The 22,836-nt window shown below is 58.8% G+C and carries 21 protein-coding genes; 10 read left to right on the top strand and 11 right to left on the bottom strand.

From position 1 onward, the window contains the following. Positions 1–801, bottom strand: coding sequence for a segregation and condensation protein A (locus M9Q49_RS26890; RefSeq protein WP_254512395.1), 801 nt, complete (start codon positions 799–801; stop codon positions 1–3). 118 nt (positions 802–919) lie between these two features. Further along, the gene (locus M9Q49_RS26885; RefSeq protein ID WP_254512394.1) at positions 920–1,477 is read right to left on the bottom strand and encodes a hypothetical protein; all 558 of its coding nucleotides are present in this window, start codon (positions 1,475–1,477) and stop codon (positions 920–922) included. A gap of 181 nt (positions 1,478–1,658) precedes the next feature. On the opposite strand from M9Q49_RS26885, the gene M9Q49_RS26880 reads away from it, so the two are divergent. The 4 genes from M9Q49_RS26880 to M9Q49_RS26865 are packed head-to-tail and all read left to right on the top strand — an operon-like array spanning position 1,659 to position 4,930. Next, positions 1,659–2,450 carry a hypothetical protein gene (locus M9Q49_RS26880; RefSeq protein WP_254512393.1) on the top strand — a complete coding sequence of 264 codons (792 nt, stop codon included), beginning with the start codon at positions 1,659–1,661 and terminating at the stop codon, positions 2,448–2,450. Between the two features lie 44 nt (positions 2,451–2,494). Then, entirely contained in the window at positions 2,495–3,289 is a 795-nt protein-coding gene (locus M9Q49_RS26875) for a hypothetical protein (RefSeq protein WP_254512392.1), read from the top strand. Further along, positions 3,282–4,148 (top strand): hypothetical protein, encoded by an 867-nt coding sequence (locus M9Q49_RS26870; protein ID WP_254512391.1) that lies wholly within the window; start codon positions 3,282–3,284, stop codon positions 4,146–4,148. The genes M9Q49_RS26875 and M9Q49_RS26870 overlap by 8 nt, the downstream gene beginning before the upstream one ends. Beyond that, the gene (locus tag M9Q49_RS26865) at positions 4,145–4,930 is read left to right on the top strand and encodes an HpcH/HpaI aldolase family protein (RefSeq protein ID WP_254512390.1); all 786 of its coding nucleotides are present in this window, start codon (positions 4,145–4,147) and stop codon (positions 4,928–4,930) included. The genes M9Q49_RS26870 and M9Q49_RS26865 overlap by 4 nt, the downstream gene beginning before the upstream one ends. Before the next feature lie 9 nt (positions 4,931–4,939). On the opposite strand, the gene M9Q49_RS26860 is transcribed toward M9Q49_RS26865, so the two are convergent. Further along, positions 4,940–5,239, bottom strand: coding sequence for a hypothetical protein (locus M9Q49_RS26860; RefSeq protein WP_254512389.1), 300 nt, complete (start codon positions 5,237–5,239; stop codon positions 4,940–4,942). A 270-nt stretch (positions 5,240–5,509) separates the two neighbouring features. On the opposite strand from M9Q49_RS26860, the gene M9Q49_RS26855 reads away from it, so the two are divergent. Further along, complete coding sequence (locus tag M9Q49_RS26855; protein WP_254512388.1) at positions 5,510–5,884, top strand: TraR/DksA family transcriptional regulator; 375 nt, start codon at positions 5,510–5,512, stop codon at positions 5,882–5,884. An 85-nt stretch (positions 5,885–5,969) separates the two neighbouring features. After that, complete coding sequence (locus tag M9Q49_RS26850) at positions 5,970–6,503, top strand: signal peptidase II (RefSeq protein ID WP_254512387.1); 534 nt, start codon at positions 5,970–5,972, stop codon at positions 6,501–6,503. 23 nt (positions 6,504–6,526) lie between these two features. On the opposite strand, the gene M9Q49_RS26845 is transcribed toward M9Q49_RS26850, so the two are convergent. The 3 genes from M9Q49_RS26845 to M9Q49_RS26835 all read right to left on the bottom strand — a co-directional run bounded on the left by M9Q49_RS26845 (position 6,527) and on the right by M9Q49_RS26835 (position 10,839). Next, a complete protein-coding gene (locus M9Q49_RS26845; RefSeq protein ID WP_254512386.1) occupies positions 6,527–6,742 on the bottom strand; it encodes a hypothetical protein in 216 nt (71 codons plus the stop codon). Between the two features lie 160 nt (positions 6,743–6,902). Next, positions 6,903–8,768 (bottom strand): hypothetical protein, encoded by a 1,866-nt coding sequence (locus M9Q49_RS26840; protein WP_390845060.1) that lies wholly within the window; start codon positions 8,766–8,768, stop codon positions 6,903–6,905. After that, positions 8,653–10,839, bottom strand: a complete 2,187-nt coding sequence (locus tag M9Q49_RS26835) for a hypothetical protein (protein WP_254512383.1) — start codon at positions 10,837–10,839, stop codon at positions 8,653–8,655. Before M9Q49_RS26835 ends, M9Q49_RS26840 begins: the two co-directional genes overlap by 116 nt. A gap of 200 nt (positions 10,840–11,039) precedes the next feature. On the opposite strand from M9Q49_RS26835, the gene M9Q49_RS26830 reads away from it, so the two are divergent. Then, a complete protein-coding gene (locus M9Q49_RS26830) occupies positions 11,040–11,690 on the top strand; it encodes a hypothetical protein (protein WP_254512382.1) in 651 nt (216 codons plus the stop codon). A gap of 221 nt (positions 11,691–11,911) precedes the next feature. Here M9Q49_RS26830 and M9Q49_RS26825 read toward each other — a convergent pair whose 3' ends face one another. From M9Q49_RS26825 to M9Q49_RS26810, 4 genes are all read right to left on the bottom strand, one after another. Continuing rightward, entirely contained in the window at positions 11,912–13,087 is a 1,176-nt protein-coding gene (locus M9Q49_RS26825; RefSeq protein WP_254512381.1) for a phosphatidate cytidylyltransferase, read from the bottom strand. Continuing rightward, positions 13,084–13,632 (bottom strand): lysophospholipid acyltransferase family protein, encoded by a 549-nt coding sequence (locus M9Q49_RS26820; RefSeq protein WP_254512380.1) that lies wholly within the window; start codon positions 13,630–13,632, stop codon positions 13,084–13,086. The genes M9Q49_RS26825 and M9Q49_RS26820 overlap by 4 nt, the downstream gene beginning before the upstream one ends. A 403-nt stretch (positions 13,633–14,035) precedes the next feature. Further along, positions 14,036–15,469 (bottom strand): dicarboxylate/amino acid:cation symporter, encoded by a 1,434-nt coding sequence (locus M9Q49_RS26815; RefSeq protein WP_254512379.1) that lies wholly within the window; start codon positions 15,467–15,469, stop codon positions 14,036–14,038. Positions 15,470–15,655: 186 nt separating this feature from the next. Continuing rightward, positions 15,656–17,407, bottom strand: a complete 1,752-nt coding sequence (locus M9Q49_RS26810) for an adenylate/guanylate cyclase domain-containing protein (RefSeq protein ID WP_254512378.1) — start codon at positions 17,405–17,407, stop codon at positions 15,656–15,658. Between the two features lie 285 nt (positions 17,408–17,692). Here M9Q49_RS26810 and M9Q49_RS26805 point away from each other — a divergent pair, with 285 nt between their 5' ends. From M9Q49_RS26805 to M9Q49_RS26795, 3 genes are all read left to right on the top strand, one after another. Continuing rightward, positions 17,693–17,839, top strand: a complete 147-nt coding sequence (locus tag M9Q49_RS26805) for a hypothetical protein (protein WP_254512377.1) — start codon at positions 17,693–17,695, stop codon at positions 17,837–17,839. Positions 17,840–18,385: 546 nt separating this feature from the next. Next, a complete protein-coding gene (locus tag M9Q49_RS26800; protein WP_254512376.1) occupies positions 18,386–19,765 on the top strand; it encodes an MFS transporter in 1,380 nt (459 codons plus the stop codon). 189 nt (positions 19,766–19,954) lie between these two features. Next, positions 19,955–21,184 carry a M20 family metallopeptidase gene (locus M9Q49_RS26795; protein ID WP_254512375.1) on the top strand — a complete coding sequence of 410 codons (1,230 nt, stop codon included), beginning with the start codon at positions 19,955–19,957 and terminating at the stop codon, positions 21,182–21,184. Positions 21,185–21,242: 58 nt separating this feature from the next. Here M9Q49_RS26795 and M9Q49_RS26790 read toward each other — a convergent pair whose 3' ends face one another. Beyond that, positions 21,243–22,643, bottom strand: coding sequence for an alpha/beta fold hydrolase (locus M9Q49_RS26790; RefSeq protein ID WP_254512374.1), 1,401 nt, complete (start codon positions 22,641–22,643; stop codon positions 21,243–21,245). Between the last annotated feature and the right edge of the window lie 193 nt (positions 22,644–22,836).

Here is a 22,836-nt window from a genome sequence, read left to right as displayed (position 1 = left end):
TTACCGGCCGCCGACGTGCATGTCGTCGCTGACCGGTTTGTTGGCATAATCGTCGGCCGCGACGATTTCCTTGGTGGGATCGAACTCGGCGTCGGGGACGATCCAGATTTCGCCGTGCATGTCGTTCTGCTCGGCCCGCACGCTGTGATGGCGGACGAGTTCGAGCACCGCAAGGAAGACGCCGATCATCGCTGATTTGTGCATGCCCGGCTGAAACATCTCGCTGAACGAAGCTCGCTGTTGCTCGGTAAGTTTGGAGTGGATCCGCTGCATGTAAACCTGGATCGGCGTTTCGTCGTAGACGATGGTCGATTGCTTCGCCACCTTGTTCTTCTCGCGCAGAATGCGTCCCATCGCACTGACGAGATCCCATAGCTCCACTTCGTGGATCGGCTGATCGGCTGGCGCGATTTCGCGCGGCGGCAGGTCGCTGGCGAGCCGCGGCACGTGGCGTTGCCAGTCTCGGCCGCGCTCTTCGAGCATGCTGGCCGCGTCTTTGAACTGCTTGTACTCGAGCAACTTTTGCACGAGGTTCTCGCGCGGGTCGTCGAATGTTTCGACCTCTTCACCGCCGTGCGGCAGCACCGCCCGCGACTTGATCTCGATCAGCGTGCTGGCCAGATCGAGAAAATCGGCCACGCTGTTTACATCGAGCTGCTCGAGCACTTCCAGGTATTGCAGGTACTGCTCGGTCACCGTGGCGATCGAGATATTCTGCAAATCGACCTCCTGCTTCCGCACCAGGTACAGGAGCAGATCGAGTGGGCCGCGGAAGGTGGTGAGGTCGACGCGGAAGTCCATGCGGGTGTGAGGAGCGAGGAAGAGAAGAACAGGATTGATTGGGTTGATTCAGGCTACGTGCATCTTACGCAAATCCACCAGGGGCGACGAGATGAAACAAACGGCGATCGCAATGCAGCTAGCAATTGGCCGAAGATTGCGCGGTCAGGCCGCGCAGCAGCGGAAGCCGATAGTCAGAATCCTTCTCGTTCCAAAAGACAAATCCGTTCGGCAAATCGATGTTGAAAAACGACTCGTAATACTCATCTTCGTTGAAGGGTTCTCCATCCTGCCCAAAAATCTTTAGCTTCACGGCCTCGTTTTTCAAATCGAGGCGTCCTTGATGCAACGCAATTGCGGTGAAGGTTTCTTCGTTAACCATCTTCCTGGGCAGATCTCCCTGTCCATACAGTTCGGCGATAGCGGAGATTAGTCGATCGCTCTCGGGTCCCGAGCGGAAAAACCGAACACCCAACCTGTAGACGTGATTCTTGACAAGGTCCATCTGCGCATCAAAGCCACCTTGAATTCCTTTAACCACTTGCACGTCCATTCCCACAACCTGTTGCTGGTGTGCAGCGGCCAGGTGAAAGCGAAAGTACTTACGATCACCACTCAAGTCGCTGATGCGAAATGTCAAATCGACAAAGCCTTCTTCGCTGTATTGATCCAGAATTGGATTGCCATGCTTGTCCATGCGCAGATTCATGGGAGAACCAATTGAGTTTGTTGGGTTGTTTCGACCGGTTTCAATCAAGTCCGGATAACCGAGAGTATCTTAGAACGCTGCCATTCGCCTGTAACCAAGATGGTCGTGCTGCTCGAGAGACGGTTATCATGCAAATGTTCCTCAGCCGCACCCCTTTCCATCAGTCGTTATGCCACCCGATGCCATTTACTTTAACGGCGGGGCACTAATCGTCGTGGGGATGCTGTTGATCAGCGGGGGCGCTGTTTTTTCCTCGCCTAGCGCCCACCCCTGGATTGTCGGCCTAGTCATGGGAACGATGCTGCAGCAGACAGTGCTCGCCGCGGCCTGGTCAGCGATTGGACCGTGCAAGTTGATGTGGCGGATGCCATTGTCGTTGGTTTGGGCGGGCCTGATGGGGGCCGCGCTGGAGGTGCCGCTGATGATGGGGCCACATGCGCCCAGACTGGTATTCATCATCGCAACCTCAAGTCTGTGGCTAGTCGGTCAGATTCCACTTTGGCTAACGTCGCTGAGCTTCGGCCTGCGGTTGCAACATCATGGCTATCCGCCGGAAACCGATCCACCGAAGCAGGGTCAATTCAGCACTAGCCAGTTGATGGCTTTTATGGCCTTCATCGCGGTGCTGCTGGCAATCGGCAGACTGATTGTCCTCGGCGGCGCAGTCAAAATGCCCGACATCATCGAGTTACAGATGATGGCATTGATGTTTGCCACTCAAATGCTGATCACCTTGTCGCTGCTATTTACCGCCCTGCTGCCGAAGTGGTCGTGGCGCTCAAGCGTGATCGGCGTGGCGATTGTGGGCATTGCTACCGTCATTGAGGCTAGGATTCTGAGTGTCTTCATAGGCGAAGATTGTTGGATTGCGATCTGGACGAACCTGTTCGGCGCGATCTGGGTGCTGATCTTCGCTGCCATGATTCGTAGCAGCTATTATCACTTTGGCGCGACGAAGTAGTGTGGCGACGAGATGAATTGCATTCGTTACCTGCGAGCCGATTTGTGAAATTACCCGAGGTGCCGCTTCACTGGCGAGTAACCGGCTTGATCGCCAGCGGCCTGATTTGCGTTGGCTGTCTCGCCGGAAATTCACCGATCGGTGCGGTGGGTTCGGGTTTGCTGTACGCCACTCTCTTTCAGCATGCGATGCTGGCCGCCAGTTGGGTCAGCTTGGGGCCGGGGACGTTTTCCTCACGACTCGGTTTGTCATTCGGTTGGTTGGTGCTGCTGATCGGTGCTGCAGCCGTTCCCCTGCTCCACGATCCAGAAGAGAGAGGGCCGGAAGCCCTGTGCGCCCTCGCGCTTGCCCTGTGGCTGGTGGGACAAATTCCTGGCTGGTTGCTGGCCTGGTCGCTGCGAGTGCGAATCGAAATACCTGGAGCCAGCCGGAACAAAACGCAGTTTCACTTGCGTCATCTAATGCTGCTGATGGTCGTGGTGTGCGTGATCACCGCACTGTCACGCGAGGCCCTAGGTTGGCGACTTCTCGCTGGCGCCAATCTACGCGTGCTGGGCATCCTATCTGCGTCGCACGTGATCATCCAATTCTCGCTTGGATTCTGTCTCTTGCGGCGTCGCCACGTGATGATCAGCTTGTTGGTGGGTGCATTGCTGATTGCGGCAGGGACATTCATTGAAGTTGAAAGCTTAGATCGCGCCGCGCCTCGAGAAGGCAACCTGCTCTTTTATTGGATGTACGGTTTCGCGGCGTTGTGGGCGTGCTTGTTTGCCTGGGCCTTGAGGAGTGGCGGCTATCAGGTTGAATCTGAACTTTTCAAAGCAAAGTACCATGCCTGATAGCAATGCAATTTATCGGCGAACGTGGTGGCTGGTTGCCATTGGGTGTATTGCGCCCAACGTGTTGCTGCCAGTGATGAAAAACACTCCAGCCTTCTGGATTGCGGGACTCATTTTAGGAACCGTCTTTACACAGCCGATATTGGCAGCCGCGTGGGCCGCCTGGGGACCTGGGAAGGTGAGTGTACGCATTCCTCAATCGTTGATGTGGGCGGTGGTCGTGGGTGTCTCGCTGGCAATCGGCGAGCTATTCATGCCGAACGAAGTGGACGTAGCCATCTTTCCGCTTCTCACCATAACGCTTTGGCTAATGGCGATGGTTCCGTTCAGCGCAACTGCAATCTTCCTCGACTTGCAATTGCGTTATCAAGCAGACGATCGCGACTTGACCTCGCAGACGCCTCGACAATTCAAAATCAAACACGTCTTGGTATTCACAGCGCTCATCGCCGTGCTGTTTGCGTGGTTGAGGCTATTCATTCAGTGTTCTGCGGTCGGCCCAATCAAAAGCAGCGAGTTTTGCTTGTGGTGCACTTTGACGTTACATCAAGTCGTAATCAATTTCCCCTTGATCGGCGCGGCAGTGTTGCCGCGAAATCGACGACTCTTGTTGGCTGCCGTGCTGCTTGGTGTTGGTGGCGTTACGATCCTGGACTTCTGGTATGCCGACCGCTGCATCGGCGGCCTGGGACCATCCGAATACCTCGGTCACGTGTTTCTGTGGAACAATGTCGCGAGTGTCGTCTGGGTGCTGATCTTCACCGCGATCATTCGCCATTGCGGCTATCGTTTGAGCAGACCCCATTCGACCGCGGCGAACGAATTTTCCTCGCTGCAATTCAAGAATGACCTCCCATGAAAATCGAAGCAATCCGTGCCTTGCGACAAAAACTCAAAGCAGGCGCGACCACTTATGGCCTGTGGGTCACGCTCGAATCGGCGAGCATCACCGAGATGGCCGTGGCGGCGGGGCTCGACTTTGTGGTGATCGATGCCGAGCATGGTCATCTTGATTGGCAAGACATCGTGCAGCACTTGCGGGCGATGGTGCGGAGCAACTGCGTCGCGCTCGTGCGCGTCACGGAATTGAACGGTGGGCTGATCAAGCGAGCGCTCGACATTGGCGCCGATGGCGTGGTGATTCCGTGGGTCGAAACGGCGGAGCAGTTGCAACAAGCGATCAGTTGGTCGCGCTATCCGCCCGAGGGACTGCGGGGGATCGGCGCGGAGCGGGCGACTCACTGGGGACAGACGCTGGTCGAACATACGCGCGATGCCAACGACCACGTGCTGGTCGTGCCGATCATCGAAACGGTTCGGACGCAGCAGCAGATTCAGCAGCTCGCCGAGGTCGACGGCAGCGAACTCTTTTGGTTCGGCCCCGCCGATTACTCGTCGACGGCTGGCTATCGCGGTCAGTGGGAAGGGCCGGGATGCGCCGAGCAGATCCTACAAATGCAAGAAACGTTGACGAAGGCCGGCAAGTACTGCGGCTTGCTGGCGACCAGCAACGATGATTTGTTAAAGCGCCGTGAACAGGGTTTTCGGCTAATCGGCCTCGGCAGCGATGCGGGATTACTGATTCGCTCGCTGCGCGGGGCGCTCGGCGTGGTTGATCGTGACCGGCCTTGGAAATCGTGAGCGCTCGAGTTAGTTCTTAAGCCGGGCGATGTTTCGCTCTGCTTCGGCAATTTTTTGGCTGCACTCCTCGATCAGTTGCGCATTATTAGCGGCTTTTGCGTCCTCTAATAGTTTCTGCCACATGGCGGCAGAAGCCTCCCATTCGTGCTGCGGTCTGCCGTTGGATAGCCGAGTTTCGTTGTGAACGTGGTGGACTTTGTGTTGCTCGCTGTGGTCCGCCAGCATGAACGTCGCCGAGATCATCGCAGCCACGACGATGGCCAGGCCCGCGATGGTGAGCAGATTTTTTTGCCGATTCGAAATGGCCATGGCCGCCTCCTGTGCCCGCAAAGAAAGCTGAGGCGGATTGTGCCTGCTTGCTAGCGAAAAGGCAACAGAATGTGACGGAGCCCTGAGCGCCCACCTGTCGCCTTTTGCCAGTAATTAACTAGATTTTTACCACACCTTTGACGGAGGCTTATTGCACAAGTACAATAATGGGGCTAGGGGCCGTTTATTTGTTTCAAACGGCTTGCAGCGATTTTTGGGCTGCTGACGAGATGACTCCAGCGCCCCTTTTTGAGTTGAGGGAGCTCGCGCGTGAAAAAGATCGAGGCCAAAGAGTTCAAGACATTGCTCCTCACCCTCAGGGCCCGGTTGCGTGGCGATGTGTCGGCCCTCGCCGACGCCGCTCTCGGCATGACCCGCAGCGAATCGAGCGGCGATCTCTCCCGCATGCCGATCCACATGGCCGACATGGGGACCGACGCCTTCGAGCAGGAATTTACCCTCAGCTTGATGGAACACGACGGCACGACCCTGGATCAGATCGAAGCTGCTCTTGAGCGAGTCGAAGCTGGTCTCTATGGTGTCTGCATCGAATGTCAGGCCAAGATTCCCAAGACTCGTCTCCAGGTCCTTCCGCATACGCCTTACTGTGTCAAGTGCGCCGAAAAGCAGCCGACGACCCACTAAATCCGCCACGAGCAATCCGAGTGCTCAGCGAGTGCGGGAAGAAACTACGGACTCAGCGGCAGATCTTGAACTGCCGCTAGCGGCCGTGCCGACCAATCGGTACGTCGCCTTCTTGAGCCTGGCCATCGTCGGCTTTGCCGTCGATTGGATCACCAAGCAAATCATGTTTTCCTGGCTCGGCTTGCCGCAGCAGGATAAATATTTCTGGATCGTCGAAGGCTACGTCGGCTTTCAAACCGCGGTCAATCGCGGCGCCCTCTTCGGCATGGGCGAAGGCTACTGGTGGGTGTTCTCGCTGCTTTCGGTCGTCGCCGCTGTCGGCATCATCATCTGGCTGTTCTACTATCGCGCGGCCCACGATTGGCTGCTGACAGTGGCCCTCGGCTCGGTGATGTCGGGCATCTTCGGCAACCTCTACGACCGCCTCGGCCTGTGGGATGCGAGTGGCTTGCCGCCGGAATTCGAGCACGGTGTGCGCGACTGGATTCTCTTTCGTTACCAGCAATACACTTGGCCGAATTTCAACATCGCCGATTGCATGCTGGTGTGCGGCGCGTGCTTGCTCGTGTTGCACGCCTGGCGTGGTCCGCAAGTGGAACAAAAACGCTCGGCGGCCTGACGCTCGTTTATCCTGCGGTGTTGCTACGAAGCAGGCTCTAGCTGCTCGACCTTGCTCATCGTGACCAGCGGATAAAGATGGTGCCGATATTTTCCGTCCGCACCTTTCACGAGAATTGCCGCTGCCATCGAACTGACGGTCACCATTTCGCGGTGCAGAATATCGACCGTATCGCCACTATTCATGGTGATGCGAATCGGGCCTTGTCGAATCAAGTCGTTGAGTTCTCCCCGATCCATTCAACTGGTTCCAAGTAGGTGGAGATCTAGATTCTTGAATAGGGCTGGTTAGAACGCCGCCGCTATTCCTTCTTACTTCCACTGCATTATAAGCAGCGGTATCCACTGATCCAAGTTTCGCCCGATCGCGGCGAGCTGTCGCAGACGCGGCAACCTCTCACTACCGGAACGCTGGATAGCACCAACAGCTGTGCTTCCGCGCGACATCGCCCAGTGGATCGCATTCGAGCTCAAGGGTTGTGCTGCCGGGAGGAATTTCCACCAGCACGTTCGCAATCGCCTCGTTCTTGCTGGAATACATTTCCTTGCCATCGACGCGAACGATGAATTTGATGGCCGGGTGGCGGGCCGCGTAAGCGACGGCGGTGAAGTATCTGGCCTTGGCGGGAATCTCGTACTGCAAGGTCGTCGGCGCGTGCGTGAAGAGGAACTCGTTGCATTCTTTGTTGTTCAACAGCGGACTTCTGGTCCCTTGGTTCACGGCAAACAAGTCTTCGTGGTTGCGAAGGATCTTGGGCTTCAAGCTTGTCAGTGAAGTCGGCTTTAGGTTGAGAATTCGGGCCGGGAGCGGTTCGCGCAGCGGCACGTCGCGCCCGATCGCGCCGTTTCCCTCGACGATCCGCACTTGATTGCTGACGTAGGTGATGGCCCGCTCGTGCACCATCAAACCTGGTTGCGCATTCGTGCCGAGCGACTGTTCACGTTCGACCGATAAATCGGCGCTGGCCCCTACATGCTCGAAGACGGCAACTCCGTTGAGCGCCATCGTCACCTTAACCTGCCCTTTGTCCAGCCGCACCGAGATTTCCATGCGGTTGTTGCTGTTGGGCGCCAAGAGTGCGCGACGAACGGAGGTGCTGACCTCGGATGCGGCTCTTTTTTTAACGAGCGTCAAACCGGTCGTTTCACCACCATAGCCATCGAGCGACAGAATCACGATGCGCTCGCCGATTGGCAACAAGAAGTGGATTTCGTCATGTTTGTCGCCCACGCGAAAATCGACCCGCCAATCGTAGCTGCAGTTCTTCAGCAGAACTGGCAGTCGCAGCCGCGAGTGCACCCCGATATCTTCCACGCTCAGGCTGCCGTTCGTCTTGTGCCAATGACCGCGCACCAAATCCTGATCGATATCGACGTGGGAATTGATTTCGACCCACTTATTCAGCGGCAAGTCTTTGCCCTTTTCGGCCGCAGAAGTCGCGGCTGGCGCACTGGTAGGCGTGCTCGCCGGCGGAGCAGTCGGAACGGCGATCAGCATCACGCCCCCGTCGCCTGCGGCTTGCACGTAGCGACCGTCGGCGCTGAAGGCCACCGGACCGATGCCGAACGGGCAGTCGAAAAATTGACCGGGGTCGTTGGCGGTGGCATTCCAAACATGAAGCCGCTTGTTGGAATTGAAGCCCAGGAATCGCTTGCCGTCGCGACTCACGGCGACGTTGTAGATGTGGCCGTCGAGTTTGCACTCGAATAAGACTTTTTGATTGGCAACATTCCACAGCCGCACGAGTGACTCACCACCGCCAGTCACGGCCAAGGCGCCGTCGGGAGAGAGGGTAGAAGCATAAGTGTGCTTGCCGTTCTCCAGCGAAACTTGTTGCCCCGAGGCCAGATTGCAAACCCGCACGGTGTTGTGCTGCCCGCCGACCGAAGCGTAACGGCCGTCGGCAGAGACGGAGGTGATCGAGACTTCGTTGCCGCCGCCGAGTTGCGTTTCTTTCAAAGGCTTGCCGCTGTCGGCGTCGTAGGTAAACGCGGTCGTGCCGACGATCATCGTCCACTTCTTGCAATCGGCCGTCAGGAATGCCCGCACAGGTTTTTGCGTGATCGTGAACGAACGCGTCTCCGACCCTTTCGCCACGTTCCAGATTCGGGCCGTTTGATCGTTTCCTACCGAATACAAGCGCGATCCGTCAGGCGAAAACGCGATGGCAAGGACGCGTCCCTGGTGTCCCTTGAATTCCTTCACCTCGCGCAGCTCGGCCATTTCCCACAAATGCAGCGTCCCCTCGGTATCGGCGGTTGCCAACCAACGGCCGTCGTTCGAAAAGGCGCCGATGGTTTGCCCGGAGAATATTTTGATGATTCCCGCGGTCACGGGTCGCGGGACGACCGAAGGCGACGGCTGGAGAAATTGGCAAGGCAGCTACTTTGACGGGCGAAGGGCCGAGGGTCTTGGCTTTCTCTTCGGCGGCAGCTCGCGGAATGCCGACCAGCGCGGTGTCGGCCAGGGCCTCTTGATAGAGGTGCCGCGCGATCTCTTTGCCGGAAGAGTTGCCAGATGAGTTGCCTTCGCTGCCAGCCCAACGATCGGCCAGGCCGATTTTCTCGGCAGTGGTTTTGGCTTGCAGCGTTTCGGCGGCGAGCGTCTTCCACTCGGGCTGCGAACCTTGCGCGAAGTGATCGAGGCTTTCACGCCATTCGCCGCGCTGCATGAGCAGATAAACGGCCAGTGTCTGATTAGCGGCGGGATCTTGCGGCGTGGCAGCCAGCACCTTCTTGGCTTGCTGCACATCGCTGACCAGTTTCAGCTGCTCACGCAACGCGATGACCGCGTCGAGGGCTTCTTTGCGCGGCTTGCCGACGGGGCTCTTGGTGAGTTGAGCATCCAGATGTTCGAGCAGCAGCGTGCTGGTGGCTGCCTGTTCCTGGCCAACCTCTTGCTCGGCGAAAGGCAAAAAGAATTGCACCGATTCGAATTTTTCATTCGCTGTCCAACCGAGCTTGGCGTCGGCAGCGATGATGGCTGCGAGTGTTTCGACATCGACGGCCGATAGGACCTCGCGCAGCAGACCGCGCACGACCGTGAGGAGCGCTTCGCGGTCAGACTGTTTGGCTTTCTGTCGATTGGCGGTATCGGCAGCCGCTTCGAAGAGTTTGCCCTTAGCGGTACGAGCTGCCTCGGGTGTGAGGAGCGGCAGGGAGTGAGCCAGCTGGGCATCGATCGCCGGCAACGCCAGTTTGTAATCGCCGCCCGCCGTGGCGAGGCGTTCGACTTCCTGCAAAGCCGCGAGATGCGATGGCGCGTGCTCGCGAATCGTAGCGTTGCTAGCCACCTCGGTCTGCACGATGGCGGCGAGCTTGGGACCGTTCACCGCCAGCGAATCGGGATTCGCGGCGAGATGGTCGTAGTACTTTTTAAATTTCGGCAACGATTGCAGCGCTTCGCGCGCCGCGGCCACTTCGGCCCGCTCCTTCACAAAGGCTTCGACAGGGGGCGAAGTTTCGGGCGGCATCGTTTCCGGCGGTATATCGGGCGTCGCGGGAACCGGCTCAGGAATCGGCGTGACGGGAATCGGCTCCGGCGGTTGCGGGATAGTGGGCGCTACCGGCGTGGCGGGAGTTTGATCCACCGTTGCTGGCTTGGGCTCGCTCGGCGGAGTGGGTTCGGGAGCCTTCGTTACCGCAGGTTTGGGAGTCGCCGCGGGATCGGCTTTCGGAGTTGGTGTTTTGGGCCGCGGCTCATTCTTCACTACCACGGGCGACGGACGATTGAACACGAAAAACGCCACGCCGATGCCCGCCACCAGCACACCGACAATCAACAAGCCCAGCATCGGCGAGCTGCTGCGTTTCGCAGGCTTCTTCCGCGTGTGAGAAGTGTTGAGAGCGAGGTTCAGCTCGCCTGTGGGTTGTGCTGCCACCGGTTGAACCGGCAGCGCATAAAGGGGCTGCGCAACTAGCGGCGCAGGGGTGATCGGAGCCGGCGCGATCGGAGCCGGCGCGAGCGGTTGAGCGACGACAGGCGCCGGCGTCGCCGAAAGCGGAATCGCCTTGGCGATTTTCAGCGGCGTGGCGGGCTTTTCTTTTTCAGCTATCTGCTGCTTGAGTTTTACGTCGTAGGCGGCCCGTTCTTTGTCGTTCAACAAGGTCTGCCGAGCGCGGGTGAGTTCGTTCAGCAACCGCTGGCTGTCGGCCTGATGTTTGCCGGCTTGAAACGTGCGGAGATGAGCCATCTGCCGATCGGCGGCCCGCTCGATGACCGTCGGATTGCTCTCATAATTCGTAACGCCCAGCAAGCGATAGAGCGAAGCCGGCTGCTCCGAAGGGCCGATGCCGAGCAACTCGTGGTAGGGATCAAAGGCGGGAGTTTGATTCATGCGGTGAGGCCTGCAATACAAGCACTTATAACCGCCGCATTATCTACAACCCAAAGTCGGCTGTCAAAAATGCGATAAGCGTCACCCCGCACAGCTGGCAGCTTTGGGTTGAGCGAGCTGACTACATTGACCACTCTCCTTGTGCGGGCTAGTTTGTAGGCTCCTGCTGCCCCACATTTCTCGCACCGGATGCCGCTCCTTTGGACCCCCTACATTTTTGCATCGCCGTAGGGCCCCTGTGCGTCTATTTTTTGCTGCTGGGGCTCATCAATCTCCGCCGTAGGCCGTTCATCACCACCGGCGGGCGCGACGCCATGTCGCTGGGCATCGGCATCGTCGGCTTTATCATCGTCGGCCCGATGGAATTGTTCTTGCCCGAAGCAGCTGCCGCCCATTTGCACATTTGGGCATGGGCGATGCTCGTCACGCTGTACCTGCTGTCGCTCGTACTGATCGTGCTCCTGCTACGACCGCGACTCGTCATTTACAACATCACCAGCGAACAGCTGCGACCGGTGCTAAGCGAATTCGTGCCGAAGCTTGACCCTGAGGCCCGCTGGGCCGGCGATGCCCTGAGCTTGCCAGAGCTCGGCGTGCAGTTGCACGTCGAAGCCAACGCGATGTTCAAAAACGTGCAGCTGATCTCGGCAGGTCCGCAGCAGAACCTGGCCGGTTGGCGGCGATTGGAGCTCGAACTCGACCGAGCTTTTCGGAAGCTCGAAGGGGCCCCGAATCCGTATGGCGCTAGCTTGATGCTCTGCGGTTTGACGCTGGCCGGCTGGGCGACTTACTGGCTGTATCAAGATCCCGAAGGCGTGATTCGTTCGTGGCAAACAATGCTGCGGCAGTAACAGTCGTCGAACGCTCCGCGGTCGATGATTAGAGGCTGACCAACCGCGTGCCAAGGAATGAGCGCCGCGATATTCCGGCTTCGGCAAGTGACCGCTAATCCCTAACCTCTCTACAATCACACCGCTAAGTTCACTCGCCAAAGCGCCGAAAGTCGCAGAGCTCTTTCGGCAGCGTGCGATTGGTTGGCTTCCATTCATCGACCGCGGAGCGTTCGACGACTCTAGGCCGTGAAGAAAAACCGCGTGATGTGAAAGAAGACCGGCGCGGCAAAGCACAGGCTGTCGATGCGGTCGAGCACGCCGGCGTGACCTTGCACCAGTGAGCCGAAGTCCTTCACGCCGCGGTCGCGCTTGATGGCCGACATGGTCATGCCGCCGGCATAGCCCATTAGGGCGACGATCAGCGAGATCACCGCGGCCTGGTCCCAGCGAAACGGCGTGACCCAGCACAAAATGACGCCGACCAGCACCGTGCAGAGGCAGCCGCCGATCAGCCCTTCCCAGGTGCGACTCGCATTGATCTCGGGCGCGATCACATGCTTGCCGAGCAAGATACCCCAGCCGTATTGAAACACGTCGTTGAGCTGCACCAGCAGAATGAAGAAGAACAGCACGCCGGCGTTGCTGCCGAGTTGCTGCGGTGTTCGTTCATCGGCGGCGGCTTTCGGAGTGGTAGCCGCTGGCGTCGTCGGCATCGGTTCGGTTTCACCCATGGGCGACGCGGTCTGGGCGGCTTGCGGCCAGGGTTTGCCAGCCGAATCGGTGAGCCTCAGCGTCAAGATCGCCGGCGCGTGACTCAGCGAATAGACGCAAATTAGCAGGCCGGCTTGAATCTTGGCGGTCCGTTCGAGAAACCGCTTGGGATCGCCGGCAAACGCGATGCGCGCGGGAATGAACAGCGACGCGTACACGGGAATCATCACGGTGTAGATCGCATAGAAGTTGCCACCCTGCGCGACGAGCACGTACTGCAGCGGCGTGAAGAGCATGAACGTCCAAAACAGCGCGCGGTGATCCCCGCGCCGCGTCGGCGTCATAGTGATGAACTCGCGCAGGGCCCAGAAAGAAATCAGGCCGAACATCACGAGCGTAACCGAGTAACCCAGCACAAAGCCGAAGATCAGCATCGCGCACATCAACAGCCAAGCGCGGACGCGAAGGTTGAACGTACGGACCACGGCGGGGTTGGCCGTGCTCTCGGGTTGACGCTTCAGCACGCGGCCGATAAAGAACGCGAGGATGAGCAGACCGAGAACGGTGCCCAGCAGAATGTTGGTTCGCTGATCGCGCAGCATCTGCGGATTGACGATCTCCCACCAGTCGGCGAGCAGCGCCGTGGCGTCAGCGGTGCTGGCCAGCCAGGCGAATTCGAAATGGGCGAGCAGGTTCGGCGTCATAGATCTTTCAACCGGCGGACTGCCTCGCGGGCCCGTTTCAGAAAATCAACTTTCGATTCCTTGGCTTCCAACCACATCGGCGGGCCAAACGTGATGCAACTCAGCAGCGGCACGGGCAAAAACTCACCGCGCGGCAGAACGCGGTTAAGGTTATCCATATACACCGGCACCAACTCCAGATCGGGCCGCTTCTTACTCAAATAATACAACCCGCTTTTGAAGTCTTGCATCTCTTCTTCGTGATTGCGCGTCCCTTCGGGAAACACAATCAACGAATACTTGAGGCCGATCTCGCGAATCATCACATCGACTGGGCTCTGATGCACCTTGATCTCTTCGCGGTCGATCAGCATGGCGTTGAAGCAATCGGCAATGTACCGCCGGATCGGCCCTTTGTTCCAATAGTCCTTGGCCGCGACCGGCCGCGTTACTTCGCGCACCAAGCGCGGCAGCGACGACCAGAGGACGAGCGCATCGAGGTGGCTGGTGTGATTGGCAAAGTAAATCCGCTGACAAGGGTCCGGCTGCGATTCATGCCAGCGCACGGTCGCCCCGCTGAGAACCCGACCGATTCCCGCGAGGATAGAACTCGTCAAACGCTTCGAAGCCACATCGCCACCGCATACTGCACTGCTGATTCGCCAGCAACTATCTGTCAGGGTGCTCTCTCGCGACCACCGGCCATGTGCCGGTGGGGCGCTCATTGGTCAGCTACCGATCGACCACCGCCTTCGTGACCACGGGGCTTGTCCCCGTGGAACGCTCACTGCACAGCTTCGTAGCGATTCAGTGAAGGCCCCACTGGCACGAGGCCAGTGGTCGCCTGACAGTGGGTACTGTCCCAGGTAGCTCGCCAGTGATCGCCCCGCCGGGACGAGCCCAGCGGTCGCGAGACGTAAAGTTAACTCGCACAGGCAAAACTGCGTAGGCCCCGCGAGCCAATCTATTCTACTTGCCGCCGGCTTTTTCCGGCTCATATCCGTCCAAAATACAGCTCACATTCACATCGCCCATCACATTCAGGGCCGTTCGGCAGCGATCGAGGAACCAATCGACGGCCAAGAGCATGGGAATGTGCTTGGGATCGAGGCCGACGGCGGTAAAGACGAGGGTCATGGTCACCAGCCCCGCTTCGGGAATGCCGGCCGCACCGACGGAAGCGATGACGCTGGTAATGACGACTAAGAACTGATGCCACAGAGATAAGTGTTGGCCGATTAGTTGGGCGATGAAGAGGGCCGACATGGCTTCGTACAGCGCCGTGCCGTCGTTGTTGAAGTTGGCGCCGACCAGCGAACCAAGGCTCGCCGATTGTTCGCGCAGGCCAACCTTTTCGCGCAGACAGGCGTAGGTCACCGGCATCGTCGCCGTCGAGCTGCCGGTCGAAAAAGCCATCACCAGCGCATCGCGCATGCCGTAGAGCACCGCCAGCGGCGAACACCACGAGGCGAACTTGATTCGCACCAGGTAATAAACCATCTGCAGTGCCAAGCCGATCAGCACCGCGACAATGAAACCACCGAGCGACATGAACGGCGCGAAGCCCTTGATGCCGACCAGGTTCGCCACTTTGCAAAACACGGCTAGCGGGATGACTTCGATTACCCAATGCAGCATCTGCAGCAGCACGTTGAAAAAGACATCGACCAGATCGGCGACCTTCACGATCGGTTGATCGCGCAGCGGTCGAATAGCGAGGCCGACCGCGATGGCGAGAATGATGACCGAAATGGCTTTGCCGTTGTCGGTGAGCGGGCCGAGCAGACTCTTGGGAATGTTGTCGAGGAATTGCTCCATCGACGATTGCTTGTGCTCTTCTTTGGTGAGGACCACTTCTTTCGGCTTTTCGCCGAACTGCCATTTGCCAGGCTGTAGTGCGTTGGCGACAAACAAACCAATCAGAATCGCGGCAATCGTATTGAGCACCAGCAAAAAGCCGAGCCGCGGCAAGGTGCCTGGCGGGAATTGCGCATTCATCAGCGCTTGAATGACCGCGAGCAAAATCAACGGCGGCGCAAGCGCGCCGAGAACTCGCAGCACGAGATTCGCCGGAATCTCCATCGCGTGCAGAATGTCGCGGGCATGCGTGTGAACCGTTTGTCGCTCGTCTTTTTTCTCCTCTGGCTTTTTTTCTTCTGGCTTTGGCGATCCGTTCTCTTCAGCCTGCGCAGCGACTGGCGGTTCGGCCGCTGGCTTGCCGTCGTCGGCAATCGCGCCGAGAAGCAGGCCGACGATCAGCCCCAAGATCACGCCGGCGACAATCCGCAGATACAGCGGATAGGAATGCCAGGCTTCGAATGATTTTCGCAGCAGCAAGCCGAAGGGATTCGAGGGAGTCTGCGGTTCGGCCGATTTCGAGTTCTTCTTTTCGGGTCGCTTCATTGCGTTCCTATTTCTTCCTCGTTGCCAGTCTTAAATGCGTGACTTCATAACTTCCGCATTCGGCCACTACCGAGCTTGCTCGGTGGAGCCATGATTTTGCACCAGCCACCGTGCGATCAAAACACCCCGTCCCCACCGAGCAAGCTCGGTGGGGTCAAAAACAGGACATGGTTTTGTTTTCAAGTCTCAGTTTCTTCCCACTGGCACCACGCCGTCCCAGTTTTCGGGCGGAGTGCGATTGTGCTGAGCGATGAAGACCGTGAGAAAATCTTTGGCCAGGTCATCGGGCGGCACCTGATGCAACAGCTGAAGCGCCCGCGGCCAATCGCGGGTGTTCAAGGCGCGCACGGCAGATTCAAAGGCTGCCAGGTGTTCGTCGGTCAGCTGTGGATATTCGGCCAGCGGCGGCAAAAGCTCGCTGACACTCACCGGCGTTTCGATCCCATGCGGGCGAACTTTGGCCAGTTGTCGCAGACGAGCGACATCGGCGGGCAACTGCTGCCGGGCAGCCGCTGCCGTGACTTCATCGAGCAGAATCGGCACGCGCAGATCCTTGGTCAGGCCTTCAAGTCGCGAAGCTAGATTCACAACCGGGCCGAAGACGGTGACTTTCACTTGATCGACGGTGCCGATCTTGCCCGCGACGGCGCGACCGGTGGCGATGCCAATGCCGACGCGAAAGTTCGTGGCAGCGGCAAACTCGGCGCGAATGCCGAGCGCGGCCTGACAAGCGCGACGAACCGCATCGGCCTGCGGCAACGGCCAACCCCAAAAGCCCATCACCGCATCGCCATGAAAATCGCCGACCACGCCGCCGGTTTGCAAAATGTGATGCGTCGTCACACCGAGGGCCTGACTCACCCGCTGCAGCAACTCATGCAACTGCGCGCTGAGCTTTTCGCTCGTGCGCGAGAAGCCGCGCAGGTCGCAGAAGAGAACGGTCACATCGGCTTCGCGCGGCTGCAGCACTACATCGGCATCTTGATCGGCGAGTGCTTCGAGCACGACCGGCGAAAAGAACTGACTCAGCCCGGCCTGTTTGCGGGCGAGGAAGCGAGCTTCGCGCAGCGCGCTGAAGGTCGCCGCCGTGAGCTCGGTGAATTTGATTTCTTCGCCCAGCGATTCGACATCGGACCCGAGATCGAGCGCTGCATCGCCGGCGAAACTTCCCGTCACATACAGCGCGAGTCCCTTGCAAGCCTGACCGGTGATCGGCGTGCAGAACGCCCAGTCGAGTCCTTCGCTCAGCGTGAAGTCGCCTGGCCCGCGCTCGGCACCGCTCCAAACATAGGCGACGCTCTGCTTGGTGGTCACGGCCTGGCGGATGAGTCGTTCGCTCGGATTGAAATCGGCGCCGCTCAGAATTCGCCGATCCCAGTGAAGCACTTTGAGCTGTGACTTTTGGTCGTCGCCAGCAATCTCGACAATCGCGGCTGCCGCAGCCCGGCCGATGCCGCCGAGCAAGAGATTCACTAACCGCGTATAGAGCTCGCTGTCGTTCGCCGAACTGGTGATGACGTCGGGCAAGCGGCCGAGCACTTCCATCCGCTGGTCGGGTCGGCGATACGGACAGCTGTGCAGCTCTTCGATACTAAATGTCCGCTCGGTGATCGGGTTCGGCTCGAGCGCGCCGAGGAGCACTTTTTCGTTGGCAAGAGTGAATGTCGTCTCGCCGATTACGAAATGGTCACCTGGTTGGATTTCAAAATTGTCACTTCGCCGACCGCGATAGAAAATCGGGTTGCGAGCTTCCGGCAAGAGGCGTATTTTCAGCCGCCCTTCGGTGAGCGTGAGCTCGGCATGCTTGCGGCTGATGCGCTCATCCCACGGGATCGACCAAGGATGACTTGCTCGGCCGAGCACCTGCGGTGCGTCGAGCGGCAAACGACGCCGCCAACGAAACTGCGGTTGCGAACCTTGAGCAATGAGATCGGCCATGCGAGGGATTATAGCCGAGGTGGTGGGGAGGCGGCGGGATGCGGGAGGCGAGAGGCGGGAGACGGGAGACGGGAGACAGAGAGGAGTCGAATGCCTTAGCCGCAGTAGCGGCGGCAAGATGCCCAGCCCACAGCGTAAGCTGTGGGAAAGGGAGAGTATTCGGTCCTCATTTAAGCTGCGGTAGCAGCGACAGATTCGGACCGGCTTCGAAAAGGATGGACTTTTCCGCTACAGCGCCTTTTCGTATGCCTGACAAGCAATTGCAAACCCCAGAGGGTTTCTGCCATGGCCCATACCCACACGTTGCTCTACTACCGCATCATTTTCAGCCAGCGATCTGTCGCTGCTGCCGCACCTTTGTTGATTGCGAAACGTTCCTTTCCCACAGCTTTCGCTGCGGGCTGGGCATCTGGTCGCCGCTACCGCGGCTAGGCGGCTGCCCCAGTGAGGTGAGGCCCTTCTTGACAAATAGTGATCTTTTGTATATTATTAGCTCCGCTGCTTGTCAGCGAAATCTGAAAAGTTGGCCGCTTCCTTTGCAACACATCGACTGGAGTTCTAGTCGATGTGATCTGTCATTTTTTGCGAGTGCAGGTCGGTTCTGCTGGGTTGCTCTGGGCTGGTCCGCACGCCGAACGTGATGAATTGCATTGGTATTGCAATGTCTGCAATATTCGACGCTTAATCAGGTGGATTATTGCAATATGAATTGCTGGTCGATTTGCTCTAAGCCCTTGCGGGGAAAGGAACTGAACTCGTTTCGCGAATCGTATTGCTTGTTATATTTCCCTCGCTCGCAAGGGTGGCAATTGAAAGATCGCGGCGTGATTTTGGCCGCGTGAACCAGTTGGGGAGATTTTTGTCGTAAGAAATGTCGGCTTCGCCGGTATATCGTTGATCCAGGGCAGGATGCCCCGTTCTTGTTGGTTTGATTGCGTACAATCGCAGAGAGAAGTGCACAGGATGTCTGGAGTTGTGATGTCGCGCCCGTTGCTATCCGCTGAACCGCCCGAAAAAGGTGGCTCGCGCGAGCAACTCAACCCTTACGCCTCGCCCGCCGAAGCCAGCGCGCCCATCGTGCCAGATCCGGCCGCGATCGCCGCCGCGGCGGTTCGCCGCCAGGAAATGCTGATCTTGCTGGTGCTGGCAGCGATTCAATTCACTGCCATCGTCGACTTCGTGGTGGTCATGCCCCTCGGCCCTGAGCTGATGAAGGCCCTCAAGATCGGGCCGTTTGAATATGGGTTGATCGTGGAGTCGTACACGTTCGCGGCGGGCATCGCCGGACTCGTGGCGGCTGCGCTGGTCGATCGCTTCTCGCGGCGCAGTGCGTTCCTGACTCTCTTTGCTGGTTTTTTGATCGGCACGCTCTGTTGTGCCCTCGCTCCCAATTATCAATTGTTGATCGCCGCTCGCGCGGTTACCGGATTTTTCGGCGGCATTCTCGGCGGCATGGCGATGGCCATCGTCGGCGATGTTTTTCCCGAAGAACGCCGTGGTCGCGCGACTGGCGCGCTGATGTCGGCCTTTGCGATTGCCTCGATCATGGGTGTGCCGTTTGGTTTGATGCTCGGTCAAAACTTCGGCTGGCACGTGCCGTTTGTCGCGCTGGTGATTCTCGGCATTCCAGTGTTCGCCTTGGCCGCGGTCACATTGCCGCCGCTGCGCGATCACTTGGCCAAATCCCACACGCCGCCGCTGCAGGCTCTGCTACAGACTTTTCAAAGCAGCAGCAACCTGAATGCGTTCGCCCTTATGGGTGCGCTGATGATTGGCTCGTTCGCGGTCATTCCGTATATCAATCCGTACCTCGTCGCCAACGTCGGTGTGCCGAAGGCTTATCTGCCGCTGGTTTATTTCACTGGCGGTTTGCTGACGCTCATCATCTCGCCGATCGTGGGCCGTCTGGCCGATCGCTTTGGCAAGTTGCTGATGTTCCGCATCACGGCGCCGCTGTCGGCGTTGATGTTGATTGCGGTTACTTTCCTGCCGCCGTTGCCACCGCTCCTCGCGGTGTTGGTGGTATCGGGTTTGATCGTGACGAATTCGGGCCGCATGATCGCCGCCATGGCGATGATCACCGGCACCGTGCCGCCGCAACAGCGCGGTGCGTTCCTGAGTGCCAATGCTTCGATGCAACACATCGCGAGTGGTCTCGGGACGCTGCTCGCCAGTTACGTGGTCACCGAAGCAGCCGACGGCCATTTGCAACACTTCGGCACAGTCGGTCTGTTTGCCTGTGCGATCACGCTCTTCAGCATTTGGATTGCGGGCCGACTCCGTCAGCCCGTAACCTCGGCTCGGCCGATCTCGATGGAAACCGAACTCGCTGCCGTTAGCGCCGCAGAACATGGTTAATTCCGTTCGTCTCATCAGCCGCCAGGCGCTAGCCTCCGGCTCTAGGCGGTCGTCACCGACCAAGCCGGGGCTAGCGCCCGGCGGCTGATTTTTTCGAGACTGCTCCCGAATTCGTCGCAGTCTTGAAGACGCACCCAACTCCCACATCGCCGGCGGTCCCCGTACAATGCGGTTCCTTGTTGAACTGACGTGCGTGCGAAGGGACTGTGCGATATGCCGCTGGATGTCGTTGAGACATTGGCCGACCTGGTGAAGATTCCGAGCGTGAACCCCATGGGGCGGAACGTTTCGGGCGACATTTATTACGAACATCGGGTCACTGCGTATCTCGAATCGCTGTTCCGCCGCTTGTCGCTCCCTTTCGAGCGGTTTGAAGTCGCGCCGCTCCGCGAGAACATCGTCGTTCGCGTCGAAGGAAGCACCCCGCCCGAGGATGGCGGCCCGGTGCTGATGTTCGAAGCCCATCAAGACACCGTGCCGATCGACGGCATGGAGATCGATCCCTTTGCCGCCGATATCGAAGACGGCCGGCTGTATGGTCGTGGCGCTTGCGACATCAAGGGTGGCATGAGTGCGATGCTCAGTGTGATCGCGCGCCTCGCTGACGAACGCCCCGCCAATCGGCCGACCGTCATTCTCGCCTGCACCGTGAACGAAGAGCACGGCTTTACGGGCGCGACGCACTGGGCCGAAACGTACACCGGCAAAAAAGGGAAATCAAAACTCCTACACCGCGCGCCCGATGCGTGTGTCGTCGCCGAACCAACCGAGTTGAATGTCGTGGTCGCCCACAAGGGTGCTTGCCGGTGGCGCTGTCACACGACGGGCCTGGCTTCGCACAGTTCGCAGCCCGAGCGCGGCGATAATGCGTTCTATCACATGGCCCGCGTGCTGCTCGTGCTCGAGCAATATGCGCGCGATGTCGTACCGCACCTGACCACTCATCCGCTCGTCGGACATCCGACCTTGAGCGTCGGCTTGATCAATGGCGGCATTAGTGTGAACACTGTTCCCGATCGCTGCACGATCGAGATCGATCGCCGCGTGCTGCCGGGCGAAGATCCCGACGCGGCGTTCACGCACGCGGTGACGCATCTCAATTCGTACGTCGTCGCCGGCACGCCGGTGATTCACGATCGGCCGTTCATGCTGACCAAGGGTTTGAACGACGACCACAACTCAGCCCTGGCCGAACGCCTGGCCCAATCGATTCATCTCCACGCGCCGACAGCAGGCCAGCGCATCGGCGTCCCCTTCGGCACCGACGCACCGCACTATGCAGCCACCGGTTGCCCAACCGTGGTCTTCGGTCCCGGCAGCATCGCCCAGGCGCATACCAAGGACGAATGGCTCGACCTCGGACAGCTGCAAACAGCGGCGGACATTCTCTACGACGTCGTGCGGCACTGGGAAGATTAAGCCAGGGAGGGCGAGGCTCCCGCCGAGCCGCGGCGGTCGAAAGCAGTCGCCTGATCCTTTACGGTACGTCGATTTCGACTTTGATCGGATAAATCAGCCCCCAATCGCCACGCCGGCGATACGAGTCGAGCGCGGTCACCAGCGTGGGAGTGACGCGTTCTTTGAAGACCGGCTTTTGATTGACGTGAATCTGCACGGGTTTGCTGATGTCGATCATCCGGGGATGGAGCCAGACGGTGAACCGCGAAACGTGCTGCGTGTTTACCGCGATCAGATTGCCGCCGTAGTTCATCGCGTCGACGAGCGAGCCTTCGCGCTCGACTCGTTCGTGCGAGAGCTTCCAGCGATGAAAGTCTTCCTCGCCGTTGGAGACGAGTTGATCGAACGGAATCGTGCCGGGCGTGACTGCGTTGATCGTCAGCCAGCGGTTGTGACGAAGTCGCGATGATTGGTACGCGCTATAACCGGCCGGTGTGGCGAGTGTCACACGCGGAGTATAGGCATCCCGCCGCAGATTCTTGGCGGCTTTTAAATAATCGGCAACGTACTCCTTGCCCTCGCTTAGTGCATGCATGCCGTCGTGCTCATAGTAGCGATGCTCCAGCTTGTAAGCCGTGAGGAGCTTCACCGTTTCGCGCGCGTACTCGATATCGGTGTAATGCCAGCGCGCTCCATCGCGCGCGTCGTTGATCCCCTGCACGATGCACAGCGGCGTGCCGCGCATGGCAGGCAAAAAGCCGCGTGACCAGGAACCCGCGTGCGCGATGACCGTTGAAAAACGATCGGGCTGTCGCAACGCATGGTGATAAGCGCCAAAACCTCCCATCGAATGGCCCAGCAGGATCACGCGATCGGGATCGATGTTAAAGCGGCTCTGGCATTCGCGAATGACATCGGCGATGTATTCGTCACTCTCGCGCAGGCACCAACGGTAATACGAGTTCTCGTTCCACGGCGCCGACGGCCCCACCGCGACCAGGCCGGCGGCATTGAAGACCGTTCCCATCTGGCCGCTGTCGCGCTCGCTCACGCCGGCTTCGGGATAGTTCATGGTGACCCGTGGCGCGCGACGGCCCGTCGTTGCTCCGCCACCGTGCAAAAACACAATCAACCCATGCGGTTCCTTGGGCGTGTAGTTCGGCGGCACATTGAAGAAGAGCAAATCGTTCGGATGTTTTTCGTCGAGCTCCGGAATCGAAAAGCTCTCATCCGGCAGATAGCCAGACTTCACTCGGTTGTAAGTCCGCCGCTGCAACTGCTGCAGCACGGGCTCGATCAGCCCGCGATAGCTTTGCAGCTGCGCGGCGATCCCTTCGCGCTCGGAGCTTCGGCTGGCAGCCAGATAATCGCGCGACAGGGCAACCGCATCTTCCTGCGATAGCTCGGCTGCGGAAGAAGCTGCAGACAAGTAGAGAAGAATGAACGCGACCGCGCACCGTCCAGAATCACGCAGATACATAAGACGATTCCGCCTCGTCTGAAGAAGTGACCCCTGCGATTCATCATACAGGATCGCAATTCCTTGAGTCTCATTTCTGGAATTCTCATTCTGAGATGCGCCCTCAAAATTGAGACGAGATTCGAGCCCAATCCACCTGCAGTAAAAATCTCAATTTGCCGCAAACCCTTATTTTTGAACGTCTTGCAGGGCA

The sequence above is a fragment of the Anatilimnocola floriformis genome (assembly GCF_024256385.1).
In the GTDB taxonomy this organism is placed as follows: Bacteria; Planctomycetota; Planctomycetia; order Pirellulales; family Pirellulaceae; genus Anatilimnocola; species Anatilimnocola floriformis.
Note: the sequence above shows the minus strand (reverse complement) of the source record. Positions and strands in the feature narration are given on the sequence as shown.